Annotated in this window: 23 protein-coding genes; 12 read left to right on the top strand and 11 right to left on the bottom strand. The window is 55.8% G+C overall.

Annotated features, from left to right (window positions below):
• Positions 1 to 51: 51 nt before the first annotated feature.
• A complete protein-coding gene (gene ttcA, locus Q3H59_RS09805; protein ID WP_101764303.1) occupies positions 52 to 987 on the top strand; it encodes a tRNA 2-thiocytidine(32) synthetase TtcA in 936 nt (311 codons plus the stop codon).
• Between the two features lie 51 nt (positions 988 to 1,038).
• Here the strand turns inward: ttcA and Q3H59_RS09800 are convergent, their stop codons facing one another.
• The 3 genes from Q3H59_RS09800 to Q3H59_RS09790 all read right to left on the bottom strand — a co-directional run bounded on the left by Q3H59_RS09800 (position 1,039) and on the right by Q3H59_RS09790 (position 4,165).
• Positions 1,039 to 1,185 carry a hypothetical protein gene (locus Q3H59_RS09800; RefSeq protein WP_309834523.1) on the bottom strand — a complete coding sequence of 49 codons (147 nt, stop codon included), beginning with the start codon at positions 1,183 to 1,185 and terminating at the stop codon, positions 1,039 to 1,041.
• Between the two features lie 255 nt (positions 1,186 to 1,440).
• Positions 1,441 to 2,424, bottom strand: a complete 984-nt coding sequence (gene zntB / locus Q3H59_RS09795) for a zinc transporter ZntB (RefSeq protein WP_137385861.1) — start codon at positions 2,422 to 2,424, stop codon at positions 1,441 to 1,443.
• Between the two features lie 121 nt (positions 2,425 to 2,545).
• Entirely contained in the window at positions 2,546 to 4,165 is a 1,620-nt protein-coding gene (locus Q3H59_RS09790; RefSeq protein ID WP_277973646.1) for an ABC transporter substrate-binding protein, read from the bottom strand.
• Between the two features lie 209 nt (positions 4,166 to 4,374).
• Between Q3H59_RS09790 and mpaA the strand changes: the two genes are divergently transcribed.
• Positions 4,375 to 5,088, top strand: coding sequence for a murein tripeptide amidase MpaA (gene mpaA, locus Q3H59_RS09785; RefSeq protein WP_309834521.1), 714 nt, complete (start codon positions 4,375 to 4,377; stop codon positions 5,086 to 5,088).
• On the opposite strand, the gene ycjG is transcribed toward mpaA, so the two are convergent.
• Positions 5,057 to 6,043, bottom strand: a complete 987-nt coding sequence (ycjG, locus tag Q3H59_RS09780) for an L-Ala-D/L-Glu epimerase (protein WP_309834519.1) — start codon at positions 6,041 to 6,043, stop codon at positions 5,057 to 5,059. The two genes, mpaA and ycjG, sit on opposite strands and share 32 nt — an antisense overlap.
• A 154-nt stretch (positions 6,044 to 6,197) precedes the next feature.
• On the opposite strand from ycjG, the gene tpx reads away from it, so the two are divergent.
• The 3 genes from tpx (at position 6,198) to Q3H59_RS09765 (ending at position 10,399) form a co-directional block, all read left to right on the top strand.
• Complete coding sequence (gene tpx, locus Q3H59_RS09775) at positions 6,198 to 6,701, top strand: thiol peroxidase (RefSeq protein WP_101764298.1); 504 nt, start codon at positions 6,198 to 6,200, stop codon at positions 6,699 to 6,701.
• 285 nt (positions 6,702 to 6,986) lie between these two features.
• The gene (locus Q3H59_RS09770) at positions 6,987 to 8,366 is read left to right on the top strand and encodes a glycoside-pentoside-hexuronide (GPH):cation symporter (protein ID WP_271459721.1); all 1,380 of its coding nucleotides are present in this window, start codon (positions 6,987 to 6,989) and stop codon (positions 8,364 to 8,366) included.
• A complete protein-coding gene (locus Q3H59_RS09765; protein ID WP_309834515.1) occupies positions 8,363 to 10,399 on the top strand; it encodes a glycoside hydrolase family 31 protein in 2,037 nt (678 codons plus the stop codon). The genes Q3H59_RS09770 and Q3H59_RS09765 overlap by 4 nt, the downstream gene beginning before the upstream one ends.
• A gap of 407 nt (positions 10,400 to 10,806) precedes the next feature.
• Here the strand turns inward: Q3H59_RS09765 and tyrR are convergent, their stop codons facing one another.
• The 7 genes from tyrR to pspA form a co-directional block, all read right to left on the bottom strand.
• Positions 10,807 to 12,372 carry a transcriptional regulator TyrR gene (gene tyrR / locus Q3H59_RS09760; protein WP_309834513.1) on the bottom strand — a complete coding sequence of 522 codons (1,566 nt, stop codon included), beginning with the start codon at positions 12,370 to 12,372 and terminating at the stop codon, positions 10,807 to 10,809.
• 213 nt (positions 12,373 to 12,585) lie between these two features.
• Positions 12,586 to 13,659, bottom strand: a complete 1,074-nt coding sequence (locus Q3H59_RS09755) for a YcjF family protein (protein ID WP_309834511.1) — start codon at positions 13,657 to 13,659, stop codon at positions 12,586 to 12,588.
• Positions 13,656 to 15,053: a YcjX family protein gene (locus tag Q3H59_RS09750; RefSeq protein WP_210080730.1), complete on the bottom strand. Its 1,398-nt coding sequence runs from the start codon at positions 15,051 to 15,053 to the stop codon at positions 13,656 to 13,658. The genes Q3H59_RS09755 and Q3H59_RS09750 overlap by 4 nt, the downstream gene beginning before the upstream one ends.
• Positions 15,034 to 15,282, bottom strand: a complete 249-nt coding sequence (gene pspD / locus Q3H59_RS09745) for a phage shock protein PspD (RefSeq protein WP_007888070.1) — start codon at positions 15,280 to 15,282, stop codon at positions 15,034 to 15,036. The genes Q3H59_RS09750 and pspD overlap by 20 nt, the downstream gene beginning before the upstream one ends.
• Before the next feature lie 47 nt (positions 15,283 to 15,329).
• Positions 15,330 to 15,677 carry an envelope stress response membrane protein PspC gene (pspC, locus tag Q3H59_RS09740; protein WP_309834508.1) on the bottom strand — a complete coding sequence of 116 codons (348 nt, stop codon included), beginning with the start codon at positions 15,675 to 15,677 and terminating at the stop codon, positions 15,330 to 15,332.
• Entirely contained in the window at positions 15,674 to 15,901 is a 228-nt protein-coding gene (pspB, locus tag Q3H59_RS09735; protein WP_007888081.1) for an envelope stress response membrane protein PspB, read from the bottom strand. Before pspB ends, pspC begins: the two co-directional genes overlap by 4 nt.
• Positions 15,902 to 15,961: 60 nt before the next feature.
• Positions 15,962 to 16,627: a phage shock protein PspA gene (gene pspA, locus Q3H59_RS09730; protein WP_008106471.1), complete on the bottom strand. Its 666-nt coding sequence runs from the start codon at positions 16,625 to 16,627 to the stop codon at positions 15,962 to 15,964.
• Positions 16,628 to 16,791: 164 nt separating this feature from the next.
• On the opposite strand from pspA, the gene pspF reads away from it, so the two are divergent.
• The 7 genes from pspF (at position 16,792) to fabI (ending at position 24,445) form a co-directional block, all read left to right on the top strand.
• The gene (gene pspF, locus Q3H59_RS09725; protein ID WP_137385865.1) at positions 16,792 to 17,790 is read left to right on the top strand and encodes a phage shock protein operon transcriptional activator; all 999 of its coding nucleotides are present in this window, start codon (positions 16,792 to 16,794) and stop codon (positions 17,788 to 17,790) included.
• 469 nt (positions 17,791 to 18,259) lie between these two features.
• Entirely contained in the window at positions 18,260 to 19,882 is a 1,623-nt protein-coding gene (gene sapA, locus Q3H59_RS09720; RefSeq protein ID WP_110866234.1) for an ABC transporter substrate-binding protein SapA, read from the top strand.
• 2 nt (positions 19,883 to 19,884) lie between these two features.
• Entirely contained in the window at positions 19,885 to 20,850 is a 966-nt protein-coding gene (sapB, locus tag Q3H59_RS09715; protein WP_101764290.1) for a putrescine export ABC transporter permease SapB, read from the top strand.
• Complete coding sequence (gene sapC / locus Q3H59_RS09710) at positions 20,837 to 21,727, top strand: putrescine export ABC transporter permease SapC (RefSeq protein ID WP_101764289.1); 891 nt, start codon at positions 20,837 to 20,839, stop codon at positions 21,725 to 21,727. The genes sapB and sapC overlap by 14 nt, the downstream gene beginning before the upstream one ends.
• Positions 21,727 to 22,722, top strand: coding sequence for a putrescine export ABC transporter ATP-binding protein SapD (gene sapD, locus Q3H59_RS09705; protein ID WP_101764288.1), 996 nt, complete (start codon positions 21,727 to 21,729; stop codon positions 22,720 to 22,722). The genes sapC and sapD overlap by 1 nt, the downstream gene beginning before the upstream one ends.
• 2 nt (positions 22,723 to 22,724) lie before the next feature.
• Complete coding sequence (gene sapF / locus Q3H59_RS09700) at positions 22,725 to 23,528, top strand: putrescine export ABC transporter ATP-binding protein SapF (RefSeq protein WP_110866235.1); 804 nt, start codon at positions 22,725 to 22,727, stop codon at positions 23,526 to 23,528.
• A 128-nt stretch (positions 23,529 to 23,656) separates the two neighbouring features.
• Complete coding sequence (gene fabI / locus Q3H59_RS09695) at positions 23,657 to 24,445, top strand: enoyl-ACP reductase FabI (RefSeq protein ID WP_007892455.1); 789 nt, start codon at positions 23,657 to 23,659, stop codon at positions 24,443 to 24,445.
• The last annotated feature ends 37 nt before the right edge of the window (positions 24,446 to 24,482 follow it).

Below are 24,482 nucleotides of genomic sequence, written 5' to 3'. Positions count from 1 at the left end.
GATTGCTTCAGCCGCTAACGGCCCTCGCCTTCACTATCAAGCGTGAAAATAATGTCAGAAAATCAAGAAGTAACAAAAAAAGAGCAGTACAACCTCAACAAACTGCAGAAGCGTTTGCGTCGCAACGTTGGCGAAGCCATTGCTGACTTCAACATGATTGAAGAAGGCGATCGCATCATGGTTTGTCTGTCTGGTGGTAAAGACAGCTACACCATGCTGGAGATCCTGCGTAATTTGCAGCAGAGCGCGCCGGTGAATTTCTCGCTGGTAGCAGTGAATCTCGACCAGAAACAGCCCGGTTTCCCGGAGCATATTCTGCCAGCCTATCTGGAACAACAGGGCGTTGAGTATCACATCGTTAACGAAGACACTTATTCCATCGTTAAAGATAAGATTCCTGAAGGCAAAACTACCTGCTCACTCTGTTCGCGTTTGCGCCGGGGGATTCTGTATCGCACCGCCACCGAGTTGGGTTGTAGCAAAATCGCCTTAGGTCATCATCGCGACGATATTCTGCAGACCATGTTCCTCAACATGTTCTACGGCGGCAAGATGAAAGGCATGCCACCAAAACTGATGAGCGATGACGGTAAACATATCGTGATTCGTCCGCTGGCATACTGCCGCGAGAAAGACATCATTCGTTTTGCGGAAGCGCGCCAGTTCCCGATCATTCCGTGCAACCTGTGCGGTTCGCAGCCGAATCTGCAACGTCAGGTGGTTGCCGACATGCTGCGTGACTGGGATAAACGTTATCCGGGCCGTATCGAAACCATGTTTACCGCGATGCAGAATGTGGTGCCATCACACATGGCCGACATTAATCTGTTCGATTTCAAGGGCATCAAACACGGTGATGCCGTGGTGGATGGCGGTGATTTGGCGTTTGATCGCGAAAGCTTGCCGGTGCAGCCCGCGGGCTGGCAGCCAGAAGAGGATGATGCGCCGAATCTCAGCGTACGTCTTGATGTGCTGGAAATTAAGTAATAGGTTTTGCTGTAAAAAAAGGCGCGTCGCTTCGGCTACGCGCCTTTTTTATTAACGGTGCGGCGGTGGATCCTGGATCGGTGGGAATTCGGGATCGTGCGGTGGCTGTGCGGGTGGTATCGGCTGCGGTTGTGGAATCGGTTCGGGAATCGGTGGTGGATCGGTAGGAATCGGTTCGCTGGCAATGATATCTTGCATGCCCTTCTCCTTGTCGCTGAATGTCCTTTAAGCATAGGAAAGGTTGGCCGAGCAAGCCAGGCGGGCAAAAAAAAGCCGGCGGATAAGCCGGCGTCGTACGAATCAAATGTGCTATGCAGTAATTCAAAAAAGGAAGTAAGACAATATGGAGCGCAACGCCCATCGCTTGACGTTGCATTCACCTGCGGGAAAGAGTTTGCCCCGATTGCGCTGGCGGGATATTGATATCGATCAGGTTTAATCCGCTTTTCTGCCTTACAACCATTTCCGCCGTTTCAGCCATATTGCCACGCCGCCAACCATTACCAATAGCAGCACGCAGAACGCGGTAAAGCCCAGCGCCCAATTGCCACCCGGAATGCCGCCGAGGTTGACGCCGAATAAGCCGGTAAGAAACGTTGCCGGTAAAAAAATCATCGCCATCAACGACATGGTGTAAGTGCGGCGGTTCATCGATTCCGCAAGGATTGACGCCACTTCATCCGCCAGAATCGAAGTACGCGCCACGCCGGCATTGAGATCGTCCAATCCGCGACCTAAGCGATCGGCAACTTCTTGCATACGGCGACGATCATCGTCGTTCATCCACGCCATCTTCTCGATAGCCAGCCGCGCATAGACATCGCGCTGCGGTGCCATATAACGACGCATCACAATCAGCTGCTTACGCAGCAGCGCCAAATCGCCGCGCGCTGGTACTTCCTGATTCATCAGCGCATCTTCCAGCTCGATAATTTTATCGTGCATCTCTTCGATAAATTCGCTGGCGTGATCGGTTAACGCATCGCACACATCCACCAGCCAGCTGCCGCCGTCAACAGGACCGTTACCTTGTTGTAGATCGGTCAGCACGGCATCAATGGCGTACACTTTGCGCCGGCGCGTCGAGACAATCAGCTTATCGTTGATAAATACGCGCATCGCCACCAGCTGATCGGGACGTGAATCGGCGTTATGGTTCACGCTGCGCAGCACAATCATGAAGCCGTCACCGAGCCGCGTCACGCGCGGACGCATGCTGTCACCCGCCAGCGCATCACGCACCGAATCGGGGATCAGCGGCGTGTTTTGCAGCCATTCCGCACTTTGTCGTTGGGTGTAATTGAGGTGCAACCAGCAGGGACGTTCGCAGTTGATGACGTCTTTATCTTCGATGGGGATCATGCCGCCTGCGCCATCCAGCTGACAGGACACAATGGCATCGGATACTTGTAACGCTTTTCCTTCAATGACGTTCACGAACTCGCCTCACTATCAAAATCAATACGATACAGTCTAGCGTGGCGCAGACCAGTTGCAATCATCAGGCTGTGAGCAAAGATGACAGGCGGTGACAATCACCGCCTGCGGATGTGCGGAGTTAATGCTTCTCAATCCAAAGCTCGCGGCTGTACGCCACGTCTTCAGGATTGGTGATCGGATAACCTTTCACCCACGGCTTGATTAAGCGGCCATTGGTGTATTGGTAGATCGGCGCGATCGGCGCCTGATCGGCGATGATCTGCTCGGCTTTGTTGTAATCGGTGTTACGCGCCGCCACGCTGGTTTCAGTGCTGGCTTTGGTGATCACCGCATCGTAATCGGCACTGCGGAAGCGCGCGATATTGCCGGTGTGGGTCGAGGTCAGCAGACTGAGGAAGGTTGAAGGCTCATTATAATCGCCGATCCATGAAGCGCGGATCACATCGAAACTGCCGCTATTACGGCTGTCGATATAGGTTTTCCACTCCTGATTTTGCAAGGTGACATCCACGCCAAGATTCTTCTTCCACATTGACGCCACCGCGATAGCAATTTTCTGATGGCTTTCCGAGGTGTTATAGAGCAGCGTCAAATGCAGCGGTTTGCCCGGTCCATAACCTGCCGCTGTCAGCAATGCTTTGGCCTGCGCGTTCAGCTCCTGCTGGCTATGTTGCTGCAGATAGCTCTTCATCGGTGTGAAACCGGCGGTAACGTCCGGCGTGAAGTGCCAGGCCGGTTTCTCGCCGGTGCCCAATACTTTCTCCGCAATGATGCGACGATCGATGCTCCACGACAGCGCCTTGCGCACGCGTACATCAGCGGTTGGCCCTTTCTCAGTATTGAACGCGTAGTAATAGGTGCCAAGCTGATCCGGCGTATACACCTGACCAGGCAACTCTTTTTTCAGCAGCGCGTACATGTTTTTCGGGAAGGATTCGGTGATATCGATATCGTTGGCACGATAGCGTTTGGTAGCACTGGACTCTTCATTAATCGGAATAAACGTGACTTTCGTCAGCACCGATTTTTGGTCATCCCAATAGTTAGCGTTGCGCACCAATACAATTTTTTCGTTCACCACGCGATCCTGCAGCTGATAAGCGCCATTGCCCACTAGCTTGCCCGGTGACGTCCAGCTATCACCCTCTTTTTCAATCACTTGCTTCGATACCGGATACATCGCGGCGTTGGCGACCATGCTCGGGAACCACGGCACAGGACGTGACAATGTCACCTTAAGGTGAGTCGCATCGGTTGCCGTCACGCCCAGCTTATCGGCGCTCATCTGTCCTTTGGTGATTGCTTCGGCGTTTTCAATGCCGCTCAAGGCGGCGAACCAGGCAAACGGCGAACTATTCTTCGGCTCAACTAAACGTTGCCAGCTGTAGACAAAATCCTGCGCGGTAACCGGCTCACCATTTGACCAGCGCGCATCTTTGCGCAGGGTAAACATCCAGGTTTTGTTGTCGTTGCTGCTCCAGCTTAGCGCCACGCCCGGCACGATTTTTCCGTGGGCGTCCTGATTGGTCAGCCCTTCAAACAGATCGCGCATCACCTGAATTTCTGGCAAGCCAACCGCCTTCATCGGATCGAGTGAAGCGGGTTCATCTTTAATATGGCGAACAATTTCCTGGGTGCTGGCCAGCTGTGCGCCCGACGGCACGTTGGCGGCGAATGCGGGTGAGACAGCACTGGCTACAATTAAGGCAGTCAGCGTTTTGCGGAACGTTAGTTTCATCACCACTCCTTTACGCGAAAAAAATGGCGACCGCGAAGAGATTGTGTCGCCAGCAACTTTTGGCACTTTATCGCAAATTGCTGATTGATATATAGCTATTTCCCCGCAGGCTATTTACCGTTATGTTGAGGCTGGATTCCCGGTCACATTTTTACCTTGAGCGCCAGAAGGCTTTTGGCGGTGTTGGAAGCATTTCATAGAGGAACGTCATGTCGTCATACCATCCACGTCCGCTGCGCGGCAAGCTGGACGCTGTCTGGCAACAATACGGGCAATCGGTGCTGGGTGCACCGCTGCTGTGGTTTCCGGCACCCGCCGCCGATGCCGAAAGCGGGCTGATTATTGCTGGCACGCACGGCGACGAGAATGCCGCGATTGCCACCTTATCGGGCGCGATGCGCACCTTGCCGGGCGCGCTGCGGCGTCATCACGTTGTTCTGGCGGTCAATCCCGATGGTTGTCAGTTGGGGCTGCGCGCCAACGCCAACGGCGTCGATCTTAACCGTAATTTCCCCGCCGCTAACTGGCAGCATGGCGACACGGTGTATCGCTGGAACAGCGAAGCGGATGAGCGCGATGTGGTGCTCTCAACCGGATCAGCGCCCTCTTCCGAACCAGAAACCCGCGCGCTGTGCCAACTGATTCATCAGATCAAACCGCGTTGGGTGGTTTCGTGGCATGAACCGCTGGCCTGCATTGACGATCCGCACCACAGCGAATTAGCGCAGTGGCTGGCGCAGCAGACCGCGCTGCCGGTGGTGAGCAGCGTGGGTTATGCTACGCCGGGTTCGTTTGGCAGCTGGTGCGACGATCTCGGCCTGTTATGCATTACCGCCGAGATGCCGCCGATTTCGGTGGACGAAGCCACCGAAGTCTATCTGGAAGCGATGATCAATCTGCTGCGCTGGCAGCCAGCGGCTTGAGTACGCCGTGAGAGAAATGCAGCGACGGTTCAACATCGGCCGCAAGCCAGGTTGGACCGTCGAGATCCGCGAAGGTCGCGCGCGCCGTCAGCGGTAATGCCGCACGAATCGCCCGCGACGTGCAGAGCATGCAGCCGAGCATAATCGCGAATCCCTGCTGCTGCGCCGCCTCTGCCAGCGCCAGCGCTTCCGTTAATCCGCCGGTTTTATCCAGCTTGATATTCACCATCTCATAGCGCCCTTTCAGCTGCGGCAGGCTTTCACGCGTATGGCAGCTTTCATCGGCGCAGATTGGCAGCGGATGGATAAAGTTGCCCAGCGCGCTGTCTTCTGCGGCCGGTAGCGGCTGTTCCAGCATCGCGACATTGAGGTCGGCCAGCAGCTGACAGCGTGCCGCCAGGCCTTCGGCATGCCAGGATTCGTTGGCATCGACAATCAAAGTCGCGTCAGGTACCGCGCTGCGTATCGCCACCAAACGTTCGCTGATCAGGTGATCGTCCATTTTAATCTTCAATAAACGCGCGCCATGTTGCCACAGCGCCTGCGCGCTGCTGGCCATCGCATCTGGCGTATCGATGCTGATGGTATGTGCGGTGACAATCTCTTCAGCCAGTGGCACCGCGCACAATTGCACCAGACTTTCGCCTTGCTGCTGTCGTGCCAGATCCCACAGTGCGCAGTCAATCGCGTTGCGTGCCGCGCCCGCCGGTAACGCCTGTTGCAGCGCTTCTCGCGTCATGCCGCTTTGCAACGCGCTTAGCTGCGAGGCGATCTGCTTGAGCACCGACTCCTCACTTTCACCGTAGCGCGCGTAAGGCGTCGCTTCGCCAACACCTTTAACGCCATCCTGCTCGATTTCCACTACCACAACATGCGCCTCGGTGCGGCTGCCGCGCGAAATAACAAACGGCGAATGTAACGGCCAGGCTTCCGGATAACTCTTCACTGTTCTCATTATTTCTCCTTAAATCCGTCGCTTTAATGCGAGCCGGCTCGATTATCGCCAGGAAATGCGCTCGTAAACCCTTAAAAATTATGTCATAAACAAGCGCTATACCTGTTCTGACGTTCCAAAAGTCAGATATTTCATCGTTCAAAAAGGAAATCGCATGTCTCAGACTGTTCACTTTCAGGGCAATCCGGTGCCGGTTGCAGGCCAGTTCCCACAAGTTGGCGAGCAAGCTAAACCTTTCAACCTGGTCGCAAAAGATCTTACTGACGTATCCCTGGCTAATTATGCAGGCAAACGCAAAGTTCTGAACATTTTCCCAAGCATTGATACTGGCGTGTGTGCGGCATCGGTGCGTAAGTTTAACGAGCGTTCAGGTGAAGCGAACAACACGGTTGTGCTGTGCATCTCTTCCGACCTGCCTTTCGCCCAGTCACGCTTCTGTGGCGCAGAGAACGTCAGCAACGTGATCACGCTCTCTTCCCTGCGCGGCGCTGAGTTCAAAGAAAACTATGGCGTGGCGATTGCTGATGGCCCGCTGAAAGGCCTGACCGCACGTGCGGTGGTGGTGCTGGATGAAAACGATAAAGTGATTTACAGCGAGCTGGTGAATGAAATCACCGAAGAGCCAAACTACGATGCCGCGCTGGCTGCGCTGAAGTAAATCTCTCGCCTGCCAGGCGAAACAAAAAGCACCGAATGATTAACGCGTCGGTGCTTTTTTTATGCTCACCTTCAGGATGGCTCAATTTTCAACCTGTTGATTTATCGCGATACGTAGCACTTCTTCCCGCCATGTTGCATTTTTACTGTGATTCTTGTTACCCGTATCACATTAATTAAAAAACATAAAACCCGTAACAAATCCCGCAATTGTTCCCATCAGCATCGCTACCTATAACTAACCGTCAATTGCACTTAAGCGATTCAAAGACAGGCGGGAATCTTTATGCAAGCAAGCTTATCCATTAAAGAAAAGTTCAGTTATGGCCTCGGTGATATGGCCAGCCATATCGCCATCGATAACGTCATTATTTTTCTCACCTTTTACTACACCGATGTGGTGGGTTTGCCCGCAATCTTTGTTGGCACGCTGTTTTTACTGGCGCGCGTCGCCGATGCGGTGATCGACCCGGCGATGGGGATGGTGGCTGACCGAACCCGTTCACGCTGGGGCAAATTCCGTCCCTGGCTATTGATGCTCGCGGTACCGTTCGGCGTCAGCTGTATGTTGATTTATGCGGTGCCGGAAAGCCTGTCGCTGACTGGCAAGATGATTTACGCCGCCGTGACCTACAGCCTGATGATGCTGATGTACACCGCCATCAATATTCCTTACTGCTCGATGGGAGCGATTATCACCGCCGATGATAATCAGCGCATCTCCCTGCAATCATGGCGTTTCTTCCTCGCCACGCTGGGCGGCGCGATGTCCACTTTCCTGATGATCCCGCTCGCCACCTGGCTGGGCGGCGGTAACAAACTGGACGGTTATTTCGCAGCAATGTCGATAATGGCGACGCTGGCAACCCTGCTGTTTTTTATCTGTTTTCTCAATACACGCGAACGCATCAATGCTCCCGCTAACCACGGCAACTTTCTTGCCGATCTGCGCGATTTGCTGCGTAACGATCAGTGGCGCGTGGTCGCGTTGCTGGTGTTCTGCAATATCTCATTCGGCGTGGTGCGGCTCGGCGCGATGATGTACTACGTCACCTATTTTCTGGGTGATGCCAGCCTCTTCATGTGGCTGCTGGCCGCGCATATTGTCGGCAAAAGCGTCGGTAGCGTGCTGGCGAAACTGCTGACGCGCCGCCTGAACAAAATCACCGCCTTTACGCTCAGCGCCATTACTGCTGGCGTGCTAAGCATCAGCATCGTGTTCCTGCCCGGCTCGCTGGCGCTGTTGGTTGGCATGACATTCATCGTCTCCAGCTTCTATCAGGTCACCACCACGCTGATGTGGGTGATGATGGCCGACGTGGTGGATTACGGTGAATATCGTCAGGGAAAACGCCTCGATGGCACCGTCTTCTCGACTCTGCTCGCCGTACTGAAAATGGGCATGGCCATTAGCGGCGCGATTGTCGGCTGGACGCTTGGCCTGAGCGGTTACGTCGCTCAGGCACCTCATCAGCAACCCGCCGCCATGATGGCCATCGTGGCGCTGTTTTCGGTGGTTCCCGGCCTGCTGTCGCTGTTAAGCGCGCTGGCGATGCGCGGCTACAAACTAAACGATGCCACCATGCGTACCATCAATCAGCACAAAGTGTCAGCCCAACCGGCTGCCACTGCTTCCCCCCTTTTACAACCACAGGAGTTGTCATGAGTGAATTACGCGCCGAATCCCAGCGTATTATCTGGACATTTGACCGTCAGACGCTGGTTATCGAACCCTGGGGCGCGCATAGCCTGCGAGTACGAGCCACCTGTCAGCCCGAACTGATCGACCATGACTGGGCGTTGTTATCGCCTGCGGCTTGCGAGGTGGAGATCCAGCGCGAGCATGAATCTCTCAGCCTGCGTAACGGCAATATCACCGCCACGCTGAATATTCGCGGCCAGCTGGCTTTCTATAATCAGCACGGCGAATTGCTGCTCGAGGAGTTCTGGCGTCAGCGCAGCACCGTGGGCATCGGTGCCAGCGAAAAGAGCCAGGACAAATACATCAGCGCCCTGAAGCTGGATGCGCGCGCCTTTCGACCGATTCCGGGAGGGAAATATCAGCTGAGCGTGCGCTTTGAAGCGCGTGCCGAAGAGAAAATCTATGGCATGGGCCAGTATCAGCAGGATTGTCTCGATCTGAAAGGCTGCACGCTTGAGCTGGCACAGCGCAATTCGCAGGCCAGCGTGCCGTTTATGGTATCCAATCTCGGCTACGGCTTGCTGTGGCATAACCCGGCCATCGGCGAGGTGACCTTTGGTAAAAACGGCACGCGCTGGCAAGCCGAAGTAACCGATCAGATGGATTACTGGATCACCGCAGGCGACACACCCGCTGAGATCGTGCGTCAGTATGGCCGCGCCACCGGCACAGCTCCGATGATGCCCAGCTTCGCGACCGGTTTCTGGCAATGCAAACTGCGCTATCGCACTCAGCAGGAAGTGCTGGAGGTCGCGCGCGAATATCGCCGCCTGCAGCTACCGCTCTCGGTGATCGTCATCGACTTTTTCCACTGGCCAAATCAGGGAACCTGGTGTTTCGATGCGCGCGACTGGCCGGATCCGCGTGCCATGGTGCAGGAGCTGAAAGAGATGGGCATCGAAACCATGGTGTCTGTGTGGCCCACGGTGGATAGCCGCAGTGATAACTATCGTCTGATGAAATCCAAAGGCTTGCTGGTTAACAGCGAGCGCGGCGTATCGGTGAACCTTGATTTTATGGGCAACACCACTTTTTTTGACGCCACGCATCCCGCCGCACGCGAGTTCGTCTGGCAGGAAGTTAAGCGCAACTATTATGACCACGGCATCCGCACTTTCTGGCTCGACGAAGCAGAGCCAGAATACCGCGCCTACGATTTTGATAATTACCGCTATCATCTCGGTCCGGTACAGGAAGTGGGCAATATCTATCCGCAGCTGTTTGCCCGCGGATTTTATGAAGGTCTGCAACAACAGGGCGAGAGCGAGATCGTCAATCTGGTGCGCTGCGCTTGGGCGGGCAGCCAGCGTTACGGCGTGCTTGCCTGGTCGGGCGACGTTCACTCCTCGTTCCATGCCTTACGTAATCAGTTTACTGCCGGGCTGAATATGGCGATGGCAGGTATTCCATGGTGGACCACCGACATCGGCGGTTTTCAGGGCGGGAATATTCATGATCCGGCGTTTCATGAACTGTTGATCCGTTGGTTCCAATGGGCGGTATTCTGTCCGGTGATGCGTTTGCATGGTTACCGCGAGCCACAAATTGCACCTGAAGAAGCCTGGCGCGATGGCATTGCGCAGTGTAACAGCGGCTCACCCAATGAGGTATGGAGTTACGGTGAGGAGAATTACGCGCTGATGAAAAGCTGCCTGCTGCAACGTGAGCAGATTCGCCCCTATATTGATGGCCTGATGCGCGAAGCGCATGAGCTAGGTGATCCGGTGATGCGGCCGCTGTTCTATCACTACCCGCAGCAGCCAGAGAGCTGGCAAGTGGAAGATCAGTATCTGCTGGGCTGCGACCTTCTGGTGGCGCCGGTGCTAAACGCCGGGCAGCGTGAACGTGAAGTGTGGTTACCTGCTGGTGAACAATGGATTACCCGCAATGGTGAGTGCTATCAAGGCGGCCAACGCATCAGCGTCGCCGCACCACTGAGTGAAATTCCAGTGTTTACGAGAGCAGGAAGTCAGGTAGACATCCGCGTGCCAGAGTAGATGCACATTTACGATAGGTCGCCATGAATGGCGTAATGCTTGTCAGTTAAGCCCACGATGAATCTTCAGTGAGTGCTGCTGAAAAGGGCTCATTTGCCAGAGGCGCTGGCGCGTCTGCTGCGGCAAAAGGGCCATTCGCAGCGCTGAGGCTTTTACGTTGGGCCAGGAGCCTCGCGCATGGATGCGCGAGGCAGTTCGGGGCCGGCCAGGACGGCCGATCCGCGAACGGTCCGTTTGGCACAACGTGAAAGCCGAAGGTACCGCGCTAGCGGCGCGAGGACGGCCCGTGACGCAGCAGATGTGTCAGAGCCCGCACCGAATTTAAAGCAAAATGCTTCCTTAACTGACAGGCAACGCCATAGATGGCGACCGCATGCAGAACGGCGTTGCGGGATGCACGCGCTCTATTACTCACTCTCGTTGCGCTTCTGCCCTAACCCATATTCACGCAGCTTATTGGCAATCGCGGTATGCGACACGCCGAGGCGTTTCGCCAGTTTGCGCGTGCTGGGATAAGAGAGATAGAGACGCGTTAGCACCGAACGTTCGAAACGGCTGGTGATATCGTCCAGCGAACCTTCCATCGCCTCTTCGCCCAATGACACATCGAGCGCCTGCTCTGGAAACACAATATCTTGTGGTCCCAGCTCGTAACCTTCAAGCTGCGTCAGCGCGCGGTACAGCGCATTCTTTAACTGGCGTACGTTACCGGGCCAATTATAGCGCGTCAGGAATGGCGTCAACTGCGATGAGAGTCGCGGACGCGGCAAGCCTTGTTCATCGGCGAAACGCGCGACAAACATTTCGGTGAGCGGCAGAATATCCAGCGGACGTTCACGCAGCGGCGGCAGATTGAGCGTCAGCACATTCAAGCGATAAAACAGATCTTCGCGGAACTCACCACGCTGCACCAGCTCAATCAGATTCTTCTGCGTGGCGCAAATCACGCGCACATCAACGTGCACTTCATGCTCTTCGCCCACGCGGCGGAACGTGCCGTCGTTAAGGAAACGCAGCAGTTTGGTCTGCATGCGTGGCGACATTTCGCCAATCTCATCCAGCAATACCGAACCGCCGTTAGCCTGCTCGAAGAAGCCTTTCTTGCCTTCCAGCGCATTGGGATAAGCACCGGCAGCGTGACCAAATAGCTCACTCTCCGCCACATCATCCGGCAATGAGGCGCAGTTCAGCGCCAGGAACGGTTTTTTGCCACGCGCGCTACGCAAATGACAGGCGCGAGCCAGCATATCTTTGCCGGTGCCGGTATCACCGACGATCAACAGCGGCGCATCGTGCATCGCCAGTTTGCGCGCCTGATCAATCACCTGACGCATTTTTGGCGTAACCGCCACGATATGATCGAACTCCGATTCATCGGTAACGGTAAGATTCTGCAACTGTCGGCCCATACGCGCCGTCGATTTCAGGGTGATCATCGCGCCGACCGGCAGATCGCTCTGGCCCTCTTCTTCTGCCAGATAAATCGGTCGCGCTTCCATCAGGAAATCGCGCCCCTGAATCACCACATGCTGCGCCTGTGCGTCAACGCGATCATTCTCCAGCCAGCGCTGGAAATTGAAGCCGGTGATTAAAGTGCCAACGTTTTGATTGCGCAGCTTCTGTTCATCAAGGGTAAACAGATTTTGCGCTGCCGGATTGGCCAGCTCGACTTTGCATTTCAGATCGATGGATAACACCGGTTCTGGCATCGCCACCAGCAGCGCGCTCAATGCGCGATGCTCGCGTTCAGAGGGCATAAACGAAACGGTACGCACATCTGTCACGCCAGGTGTACGGCGGATTTCCGCCATCAGATTGCTGAAGGGTTCAAACTCCAGCGCGGTAAAATTGAGATAAATGCGACCGAGTGGCGCAATTTCGATGCCGCGCAGGTCGATATTGCGGGCAACCAGCAGGTCGAGCAACTCGCGCGCCAGACCGATTCGGTCCTGGCAGAAAACTTCCAAACGCATTGCGATGAGCCTTAGTCAGGTTTTAATTTTAGTGATAATACGCTAACTTGCAGCGCCTCAGAAGAGGCCTGTCAGGAAAAGTTGACAGCCAGAGGCTGGTGATAAAGGGAAGTGTAACGGAGCGACCAACAAAAATCCCGCCGAATATGCGTGGTAACACAGATAATTTTACCTTTCACGCCAGTTGCAGCGTGAAAGGTACGCAAGTGCTGATTATTTAGCAGCCTGTCCTGCTTTATCCCCACTTTTTACCAGGGATCCTTTCAGCTGACCGATTAACTCGCGACGGAAATCGCCCAGACGCGGCTTATCATCTTCCAGCCACGGTAACGGGCGACACAGCTCCATCGCTTTAATGCCTAGGCGTGCGGTGAGCAAACCAGCACCGATCCCTTGCGCAGCGCGGGTTGACAGGCGCGCGGCAAGATCCTGTGACATCCAATCCATCCCGACTTCGCGCACCAGTTCGGAAGCCCCGGCAAACGCCATATTGAGCAGCACTAAGCGGAACAGGCGGATGCGGCTAAAGTAACCCAGCTCAATGCCATAGATCGCCGCGATGCGATTGACCAGCCGCAGATTGCGCCAGGCGATAAACGCCATGTCTACCAAAGCCAGCGGGCTAACGGCGATCATTAACGTCGATTCGGCGGCGTGACGGCTTATTTCCCGGCGCGCCTGACGATCCAGCACCGGCTGCACCAGTTGGGCATATAAGGTGACGATTTCACGATCGTTGTGGGTTTCATGCAGCGCCGCATGCCAGCGCTGCAGTGCAGGATGCGCCTGATCAAGCTGCGCCTGTTGCGCCAGCTTTTCACAGAACGCACGACCTTTGCCGACGCCGTGACTGTGCAGCAATTCGCGGCCAATATCGCGCTCTTCGGCCCGCTGACGCAGACGATATAAACGCCGCCATTCGCCAATCAGCGCACCCGCCCCCGCGGCGACAATCAATGTGCCCGCCACGCCGGTGCCGAGGGTAAACCAGTCGCGCAGCAGCCACGCATCGTGCAGCGTTTGCGCGCCCTGCGCCACCACGCTGACGCCGAAAATAGCGAGGCCAACGCCCACCATTTTACGCCACAGGCTGCGCTTCGGCCGCAGCGCGGCTTCCACCACTTTTTCGCCTTCGCCCTCTTCCAACGGCTCGGCTTCCGCCGTGGCGAGAAAGGCTTTCTCGCTGTCCGCGCTAAAGGTTTGTGCGGCGCGCAGCGGTTTTTCCGCTTCCACCGTCAGCGGACGGGCAAAATCAATGCGTCCTTTCAAAGGTGTTTCGTCGCTCATCGCAATTTATCTCCCAATAAAAACTCCAGCGCGGCATCCATGCGAATGTGCGGCAGCGGGCGATCGACATCCAGCTGCTGCGGCCGGAACTGTTCAAACTGAAATCCCTGCTGCTGCCAGAAATTGTGGCCCGGCAAGCGCGGCGGCACTTCGCCGGGATAGAACGTCAGCGCTTCATTATCGGCTAAACGATGACCGCGCAACGCCGGTAATTTCTCGCCACGATGATCAACCAGCCCACTTTCTGTGGCCTGCACCGAGGCTAAACCGAGGCAATCCATATTGATGCCTTCGAACGCCGCATTCTGCCACGCGTCCTGCACCAGTTGCTGCAGCAGCGACACCATATTGGCGTGCTGATCCGAAGTCACATGATCGGCTTTGGTGGCGGCAAACAGCAGCTTATCGATCACCGGAGAGAACAGACGGCGGAACAGCGTGCGCTGACCGTAGTGGAAACTCTGCATCAGTTGCGTCAAGGCAAGACGCATATCGTTGAACGCTTGCGGCCCGCTGTTAAGCGGTTGCAGACAATCGACCAGCACGATTTGGCGATCGAAACGCAGGAAATGATTTTTATAGAATCCTTTCACCACGTGCTGGCAGTAATAGTTGAAACGCTGCTGCAGCATGGCGAAGTTGCTGCCTGCTGGCGCTTGCGCCAGCTTGCTAACCTGCATCTCGTCGACCTGCGGCCACGGGAAGAACTGCAGCGCGGGCGCGCCGGCCATATCGCCCGGCAATACAAAGCGGCCCGGCTGGATAAAGTGCAAGCCTTCGCTTTTGCATTGGTGCAGATAGTCGGTCCAGGCAGCGGCAATCGCTGCCAGACGATTTTCATCGGCGGGCGCAAAAGGATCGAGATCGGCGCACAAGCTGCGCCAGTGCGCTGACCAGCCTGCGCGATCGCCCTGCAGCAAGCCCACCATCTGGCGTGACCAGCTGAGATAATCCTGCGCTAGCATCGGCAGATCCAGCAGCCATTCGCCGGGGTAATCGACAATTTCAAGGTAGAGCGTGGCGGTATCTTTGAAATGGCGCAGCAGCGATTCATCCGGACGATAGCGCAGCGCCAGACGCATTTCGCTCACACCACGCGTCGGCGTCGGCCACATCGGCGGAGTGCCGTACAGTTGCGCCAGACCTTCGTCGTAGGTGAAACGCGGCGTGCCGAGTTCACGCTGCGGCACGCGCTTGACGCCCAGCAGGCGATCTTCGCGCACCACGGAAAACAGCGGCAAACGTGCGCCGCTGTGAACATTGAGAAGCTGGTTAACCAGCGAAGTGATAAACGCGGTTTTGCCGCTACGGCTTAAACCGGTTACAGCCAGGCGCAGATGGCGGTCAACACCGCGGTTCATCAACGCCACAAATTCATTTTGCAGTCTTTTCATCGTTCTCCCTGATGAATCGTGCCGATAAGCGTTTAAACGCTTTGCTCAGCAACGGTTCCAGGGCGGCCGCCAGCAACAGGCGCAGCGGACGGCGCGCCACCGATTTCACCGCCCAGCCAGCGATACCGCCGGGCCCGTAAGTTACTGCACTAATGATGATAAATTTCCCCGCCGACATCAACGCAGGTGTCGCGCGACGGCGCAGAGCAGTAAAACGTTGAGTTTGCATAGAGCCTCTTATCACAATAGAAGAAGTGGGCCCGAAAGCCCGGGAATTTAGATCTGGCGAAAGCGGCTGCGCACGCTAAACGTCTCTGAAGTGACGTAGCGTTCAACTTCACGCACCTTTCGCTCATCGCTTTGCAGCGTTATTTCCAGCTCGTCGAGCAGTTCACGTGCGCTGGGTGCCCGTTCAGATGTCGCATCAACGGGTTTCTCGTCCAGCACAAAGCCCAGAATAAAATAGGCGACGATGGTGAACATAAACAGCCCAAGGAACAGCGACAACACCACAATCACACGCAGCAAGCGTACCGGAATGTCGAGATATTCGGCGATACCCGCGCAGACGCCGCGTACTTTGCCCTGCTGCGGAATGCGCCACAGTTTACGGCCATTCATCATGGTTGCCTCCAGTTTGGATGTTCGGCATCCAAAATGGCTTCCAGTGCTTCAACACGTTCACGCATGCGGCGCGCATCCTGGGTAATTTGTTGCAAACGCTGCAGGTCACTGGACGATAGATCGGCGCCGCCGTTGCGTTTGTTGCTGTAATGCAGCCATAACCAAATTGGTGCGACAAACAGCACGAAAATCGTTAAAGGTATGGCTAAAAAAAGTGCGCTCATTGACTCTCCTTAATCACTAACACCATTTTTAACTCGGGCCCGCAATCAGGCCCGTGGCGATCACTCAGGGCGGTTCATTTTAGCTTTCAGCGCGGCCAGCTGCTGGCTGATTTCATCATCGGCTTTCAGCTCGGCGAACTCCTGATCCAAACCTTTTGGTTTACCAAAACGCTGGCTTTCTGCTTCTGCTTCCATGTGATCGATGCGACGTTCAAAGGATTCGAAGCGTGCCATCGCATCATCAATCTTGCCGCTGTCGAGCTGACGACGCACATCACGTGATGACGATGCTGCCTGATGGCGCAGCGTTAACGCCTGCTGACGCGCACGGGTTTCAGTGAGTTTTTTCTCCAGCTCACCGATCTCGCCTTTCATGCGGTCCAGCGTCTCTTCAACCTGAGTCGATTCCTGCTGCAGCGCAGCAATCAAATCGGTCAGCTTCTGCTTCTCAATTAAAGCAGCACGCGCCAGATCTTCTTTACCTTTATTAATCGCCAGCTCCGCTTTTTCCTGCCATTCGGCCTGCTGAATTTCAGCCTGCTCGCTGCGGCGCAGCAGCTGTTTCTTTTCGGCCAGCGCACGGGCTGAGGTTGAACGGACTTCTACCAGCGTATCTTCCATTTCCTGAATCATCAGGCGTACCAGTTTCTGCGGATCTTCGGCGCGCTCCAGCAGAGAGTTGATGTTAGCGTTCACGATGTCGGCGAAACGAGAAAAAATACCCATAATGATGTTCCTCAAATTTTATGTGTAGGTGCGCGAGGCGCTCTTCACTAATACAATTCGCGTGCCAACTTTTAATTTATTGATTTTACGCTATTTGTTTATTTTACATCCGCCAGAACATCGCTTAAGGTAGTGAAATTGATTAATCAGTGGCGAATTTCATCATGGCGAACAGTTCAGACAACCTGTTAGGCGAATCGAATAACTTTCTGGAGGTACTGGAACAGGTTTCGCGCTTAGCGCCGCTGGAAAAACCGGTGCTGGTGATTGGCGAGCGCGGCACCGGCAAAGAGCTGATTGCCAGCCGCCTGCATTATTTGTCAAACCGCTGGGAAGGTCCGTTTGTTTCGCTGAACTGCGCCGCGCTAAATGAAAACCTGCTCGACTCCGAACTCTTCGGTCATGAAGCTGGCGCGTTTACCGGGGCGCAAAAACGTCATCTGGGACGCTTCGAACGCGCCGATGGCGGCACGCTGTTTCTGGATGAACTCGCCACCGCGCCGATGCTGGTGCAGGAGAAATTGCTGCGCGTGATTGAATACGGACAGCTGGAACGCGTTGGCGGTAATCAATCTTTGCAGGTGAATGTGCGTTTGGTGTGCGCCACCAATGAAGATCTGCCGGCGCTTGCCGCCGCCGGTAAATTCCGCGCCGACCTGCTCGATCGCCTCGCCTTTGATGTGGTGCAGCTGCCGCCGCTGCGTGAACGCCGCAGCGACATACTGGTGATGGCCAACCATTTCGCCATTCAGATGTGCCGCGAACTGGGCTTGCCGCTGTTCCCTGGCTTCAGCGATCGCGCCCAGCTGACGTTGCTCAATCACAGCTGGCCCGGCAACGTGCGTGAACTGAAGAACGTGGTCGAGCGTTCGGTTTATCGCCATCACAGCGCCGACGATGAGCTGGATAACATTATCATTAACCCGTTCGCCCCCCGCACGCCGCCCGCCGACGTCATTGCCCAGGCGGACGTATCTGCCTTGCCTTCCCTGCCGCTGGATTTGCGTCAGTGGCAAAATCAACAGGAACGCGAGCTGGTTGAAGCGAGTTTGCAGCAAGCCAAATACAACCAGCGCCGCGCCGCCGAGTTATTGCGTGTGACGTACCATCAGTTGCGCGCCATGATGAAAAAGCACGGTATTCAGGCACGCGACGAGGATTAGCCAAATCGCCATAAACGTCGCCTATACGTATTCATTTGATTTTTTTTTTTAAAGCAAATCGCACGGTGTTTTTTTCTAACTGTTTCGAGTGGATGCAAGGCGGCAAGCGAGGACATCCCTGGGAGCATACATAAGTATGTGACCAGGGTGGACGAGCGCAGCCAACGCGGCAGCCGCTCGAAACAGGACGAAAAAAGGCCCGCGGGTTAACGCGGGCAACTAATACTGGAAGCAATGTGAGCAATGTCGTGCTCTTCTTCGGTAGAGCCACCGTCGAAGCGCAGAGGAATAATAATCATTCTTATTATCATCTGTAAACCCCTAATTGAGAATTTTTCTCATCTCCACACAGAGATTGTGATTACCCCATCGCCAGTTTGGCGAAAAACACAGCAGAAGCGTCGCGAATTTGGGGAGTACGTGGCGTTTAAGATACACTCACGCTATTGCCTCAGAATCGTTGAGTTCTATGCCAAAATTATTCCCCTCTCTGCTGCTGGGTCTCAGCATGATGAGCGCGTCAGCGTGGGCCGCGCCAACGGACAACATCCGCAACAGCGGTTTTGTCTATTGCGTTAACGGCACGGTTAATACCTTCAATCCACAAATGGTTAGCAGCGGCTTAGTCGTTGATACGCTGGCGGCGCAGCTGTATGACCGGCTGCTGGACGTGGATCCTTATACTTATCGGCTGATTCCCGACCTCGCCCAGAGCTGGGAAGTGCGTGATAACGGCGCAACCTACCGTTTTCACCTGCGTAAAGATGTCGCCTTCCAGCACACCAACTGGTTTAAACCGACGCGGAAAATGAACGCCGATGATGTGGTGTTCAGCTTTGCACGCATGTTTGATCGCAAGCATCCGTGGCACAACGTCAACGGCGGCAGCTATCCCTATTTTGATAGCCTGCAGTTTGCCGATTCAGTGCAGAGTGTGAAAAAGCTGGATAGCGATACCGTTGAAATCCGCCTCAACAGCCCGGACGCCTCATTCTTGTGGCATATCGCGACGCATTACGCGCCGATTTTGTCGCAGGAGTACGCCAATAAACTCAGCGCTAAAGGCCAGCAGGAACAGCTGGACCGCGAACCGGTCGGCACCGGCCCGTTCCAGCTGAGCGAATATCGTACCGGGCAATATCTCCGCCTGGCGCGTAATCCGCAGTACTGGAAAGGCGTGCCGCGTCTGCAGCAGGTGGTGATTGATTTGGGCGTCGGCGGCACCGGAAGGTTATCCAAACTGCTGACCGGCGAATGCGATGTGCTGGCCTATCCCGCCGCCAGCCAGCTGAGCATTTTGCGTGACGATCCGCGCCTGCGCATGACGCTGCGTCCTGGCATGAACATCGCCTATCTGGCGTTCAACACGCGCAAACCGCCACTGGATCGCCCGGAAGTGCGTCACGCGCTGGCGCTGGCGATCAATAACGAACGCCTGATGGAGTCGATCTATTACGGCACCGCCGAAACTGCCGCCTCCATTTTACCGCGTGCGTCCTGGGCGTATGACAACGATGCGCGCGTCACCGAATACAATCCGGCTAAGGCGCGTGAAGAGTTGAAAGCGCTGGGGCTGGAAGATTTGCATTTACGTTTAGTGGTGCCCTCTTCCTCGCAGTCGTGGAATCCCAGCCCGTTAAAAACCGCTGAATTGTTGCAAGCGGATTTGGCTCAGGTTGGCGTGCGCGTCACTATCGCGCCGGTGGAAGGCCGCTTCCAGGAAGCGCAGTTGATGGAGATGAACCATGACCTCACGCTCACCGGCTGGGCAACCGACAGTAACGATCCCGACAGTTTCTTCCGTCCGCTGTTAAGCTGCGCGGCGATCCGTTCGCAAACCAACTACGCACACTGGTGCTCGCCCGCCTTTGATGAGGCTTTGCAGCATGCACTGTTGTCCCAGCAGCTATCGGCGCGCATTGACAGCTATGACAAGGCGCAGCAGATTTTGGCGCAGGAGTTGCCGGTGTTGCCGCTGGCGTCATCGCTGCGTTTGCAAGCCTATCGGCATGATATCAAAGGCCTGGTGCTGAGCCCGTTTGGTAACGCTTCGTTCGCCGGCGTTTACCGCGATGAGAGCAGCGAGGAGTAAGCATGATTATCTATATTCTGCGTCGCGTGGTGCTGCTGCTCATCACCCTGTTTTTGCTGTCGCTGGTGAGCTTCAGTCTGAGCTACTTCACACCAAACGCCCCGCTCGAAGGCGCATCGCTGTTTGATGCGTGGTGGTTCTGGTTCAAGGGCTTGCTGCAGTTCGATTTTGGCGTCTCCAGCACCAACGGCCAGCCGATTGATCTTCAGCTGCGCGAAGTGTTTCCCGCCACGCTGGAGCTGTGCGTAATGGCATTTATTCTGGCGCTACTGGTGGGGATTCCGCTGGGAATTTGCGCCGGCGTGATGCGCAAAAAATGGCAGGATAAAGCCATTAGCGCGCTGGCGCTGCTTGGCTTCTCGATGCCGGTATTCTGGCTAGCGCTGCTGTTTACGCTGTTCTTCTCGTTAACGCTCGGCTGGTTGCCGGTGTCCGGACGTTTCGACCTGCTCTATCCGGTGCAAAACGTTACCGGCTTTGCGCTGATTGATGCCTGGCTGAGCCCGTCGCCGTGGCGTCATGAAATGCTGGTCAGCGCCTTAACGCACATGATTTTGCCGGTGGTCGTTCTCGCCGTTGCGCCTGCTACCGAGATGATCCGCTTACTGCGCAGCAGCACCAGCGATGTGATGGACAAAAACTACGTCAAAGCCGCCGCCACGCGCGGCCTGTCGCGCTTCACGGTGATCCGCCGCCACGTGCTGCACAATGCGCTGCCGCCGGTGATTCCGCGCCTTGGGCTGCAATTTTCCACCATGCTGACGCTGGCGATGATCACCGAAGTGGTGTTCAACTGGCCGGGCCTCGGCCGCTGGCTGATTAACGCCATTCGCCAGCAGGATTACGCGGCGATTTCCGCTGGCGTGATGGTGGTGGGCGGTCTGGTGATTCTGGTCAGCGTGTTATCCGATATTCTGGGTGCGGCGCTTAACCCGCTGAAACATAAGGAATGGTATGCCCTTAGATAATGTCTACGATGAGAAGCGGCTGCCCAGCACGCTGCGTCGCAGCTGGCAGCGCTTGTATCGCGATACCAGCGGTATGGTCGGCTTGTACGGCTTTGGCCTGCTGCTGTTCCTGTGCCTGTTTGGCGGCCTGCTGGCGCCGTATGGCATCGATCAGCAATTCCTGGGTTATCAGTTGCTGCCGCCATCGTGGTCGCGCTACGGCGATGTCTCCTTCTTCCTCGGTACCGACGATTTAGGCCGTGATGTGCTGAGCCGCCTGCTGAGCGGCGTAGCGCCGACCGTCGGCTCGGCGATTCTGGTGACGGTGCTGGCGGCAATTTGTGCGCTGGTGCTTGGCGTGTTTGCCGGTATCACGCACGGCATGCGCTCGGCGGTGATGAATCACGTGCTGGATACCTTACTGTCGATTCCCTCGCTGCTGCTGGCGATTATCGTGGTGGCATTTCTCGGCCCGCGCCTGGAACACGCGATGCTGGCGGTGTTTCTCGCGCTGATCCCACGTCTGGTGCGCGAGATCTATACTGCTGTGCATGATGAGATGGAAAAAGAGTATGTGGTGGCGCTGCGTCTCGATGGCGCGCGCAACCTGAATATCTTGTGGAATGCGGTGCTGCCTAACGTGCTGCCGCTGCTGGTGAGCGAATTTACCCGCTCGCTGTCGATGGCGATTCTGGACATCGCCGCACTCGGTTTCCTCGATCTTGGCGCGCAGCTGCCCTCGCCCGAATGGGGTGCGATGCTGGGTGACGCGCTGGAGCTGATCTACGTTGCGCCGTGGACGGTCATGCTGCCGGGCGTGGCGTTGATGGTCAGCGTGTTGATCGTTAACCTGCTGGGCGATGGCATTCGTCGCGCTGTAGAAGCGGGAGTTGAATAATGCCGCTACTGGATATCCGTAACCTGACCATCGAATTTATGACCGCTGACGGTCCGGTCAAAGCGGTTGATCGCATCAACCTGACGCTAAGCGAAGGCGAAATCCGCGGTTTAGTGGGTGAATCGGGTTCAGGCAAAAGTCTGATCGCCAAAGCCATTTGCGGCGTCACCAAAGATAACTGGCGCGTCACCGCCGATCGCATGGTGTTTGATGATATTGATCTGCTGCGCCTGTCACCGCGCGAACGCCGTCGGATCGTCGGCCATAACGTGTCGATGATTTTTCAGGAGCCGCAATCCTGTCTTGATCCGTCAGAAAGTATTGGTCGCCAGCTGATGCAGGCGATTCCGCGTTGGACGCACAAAGGCCGCTGGTATAAACGGCTGTGGTTCTGGCGCAAAGTGCGCGCCATTGAGCTGCTGCATCGCGTCGGCATCAAAGATCATAAAGACATCATGCGCAGTTTCCCGTATGAACTCACCGACGGCGAATGCCAAAAGGTGATGATCGCCATCGCGCTGGCCAATCAGCCGCGTTTGCTGATCGCCGATGAACCAACCAATGCGATGGAGCCGACCACGCAGGCGCAAATTTTCCGCCTGCTGAGCCGCCTCAATCAGAATAACAACACCACCATTTTGCTGATCAGCCACGATCTGCGCACCATGAGCCATTGGGCCGACCGCATTAATGTGATGTATTGCGGCCAGACGGTGGAGATCGCGCAAAGCGAAGAGTTAATGGAGTCACCGCATCATCCTTACACGCAGGCGCTGATCCGGGCGATGCCCGATTTCGGTAGCGCGCTGCCGCACAAAAGCCGCCTGAACACGCTTTCTGGCGCGATTCCTTCACTGGAACATCTGCCGATTGGCTGTCGTCTGGGGCCGCGCTGCCCATATGCGCAGCGTAAGTGCATCGAAACACCGCGCCTGACCGGCAATAAAGCGCATCTGTTTGCTTGTCACTTCCCGCTGAATATGGAGAGCCAGTAAACATGGAAACGCTGCTGGAAGTGCGCAACCTGAGTAAAACCTACCGCTATCGCACCGGTTTGTTCCGTCGTCAGCACGTTGAGGCGGTGAAAGGCGTCAGTTTTACCCTGCGTGAAAAACAGACGCTGGCGGTGATTGGTGAAAACGGTTCGGGAAAATCGACGCTGGCAAAAATGCTCAGCGGCATGGTCGAGCCGAGCGAGGGCGAGATGCTGATTGACGATCATCCGCTGGAGTACGGTGATTATGGTTATCGCAGCCAGCGCATTCGCATGATTTTTCAGGATCCCTCAACCTCGCTGAATCCGCGCCAGCGCATCAGCCAGATACTCGATTTCCCGCTGCGCCTGAATACCGAGCTGGATGATGACGCGCGTGAAAAACGCATTATCGCCACGCTGCGTCAGGTCGGTTTGCTGCGCGACCACGCCGGATACTATCCGCACATGCTGGCGCCGGGCCAGAAGCAGCGTCTGGCGCTGGCGCGAGCGCTGATTCTGCAGCCAAAAGTGATCGTCGCCGATGAAGCCCTCGCCTCGCTGGATATGACCATGCGTTCACAGCTGGTAAACCTGATGCTGGAACTGCAGGAGAAGCACGGCATCGCCTATATTTATGTCACGCAGCATCTCGGCATGATGAAGCACATCAGCGATCAGGTGCTGGTGATGCATCAGGGCGAAGTGGTCGAGCGCGGCGGCACCGCCGATGTATTGGCCTCGCCGCTGCACGATCTCACCAAGCGCCTGATCACCAGCCACTTTGGTGAAGCCTTAACCGCTGAAGCCTGGCGCCGCGAGCGTTAAGGCGCCGAAAACGCGGTGCGATTTACCGCATTTATAGAGACGTGCTAGACTTCGCACGAGATTAACGTCGGTCGCCTGTTTTTCAACCACCGCGACCGCCAACAACAATGACCAAAAGGATTACAGCTATGGGTTTTCTTTCCGGTAAGCGCATTCTGATTACTGGCGTTGCCAGTAAACTCTCAATCGCCTACGGTATTGCGCAGGCGATGCACAAACAGGGCGCAGAACTGGCTTTCACATACCAGAACGACAAACTGAAAAGTCGTGTGGAAGAGTTTGCTAAAGATCTGGGTTCAGACATTGTTCTGCCATGCGATGTGGCTGAAGACGAGAGCATCACTGCGCTGTTCACCGAACTGGCAAAAACCTGGCCGAAATTTGACGGTTTCGTTCACTCCATCGGTTTCGCACCTGGCGATCAGCTGGATGGCGACTACGTGAATGCTGTTACCCGTGAAGGCTTCAAGATCGCTCACGACATTAGCGCGTACAGCTTTGTGGCGATGGCGAAAGAGTGCCGTGCAATGCTGAACCCGAATTCTGCCCTGCTGACCCTGTCTTACCTGGGTGCAGAGCGCGCTATCCCGAACTACAACGTGATGGGTCTGGCGAAAGCGTCACTGGAAGCTAACGTGCGCTACATGGCGAACGCGATGGGTCCAGAAGGCACGCGTGTTAACGCCGTTTCTGCGGGTCCAATCCGTACGCTGGCCGCGTCAGGCATCAAAGATTTCCGTAAAATGCTGGCGCACTGCGAAGCGGTTACCCCGATTCGTCGTACCGTTACCATCGAAGACGTGGGTAACTCAGCTGCATTCCTGTGCTCTGATCTGGCGGGTGGTATCACCGGTGAAGTGGTACACGTTGATGGCGGCTTCAGCATTGCCGCAATGAACGAGCTGGAACTGAAATAAGATTTACCTAAGGTCGCCTTTCATGGCGACCTCCTCT

Source organism: Pantoea sp. SORGH_AS_0659, assembly GCF_031453915.1.
Lineage (GTDB): Bacteria > Pseudomonadota > Gammaproteobacteria > Enterobacterales > Enterobacteriaceae > Pantoea > Pantoea leporis.
The sequence above is the reverse complement of the archived record's forward strand: the minus strand, read 5'-3'. Positions and strand labels throughout refer to the sequence as shown.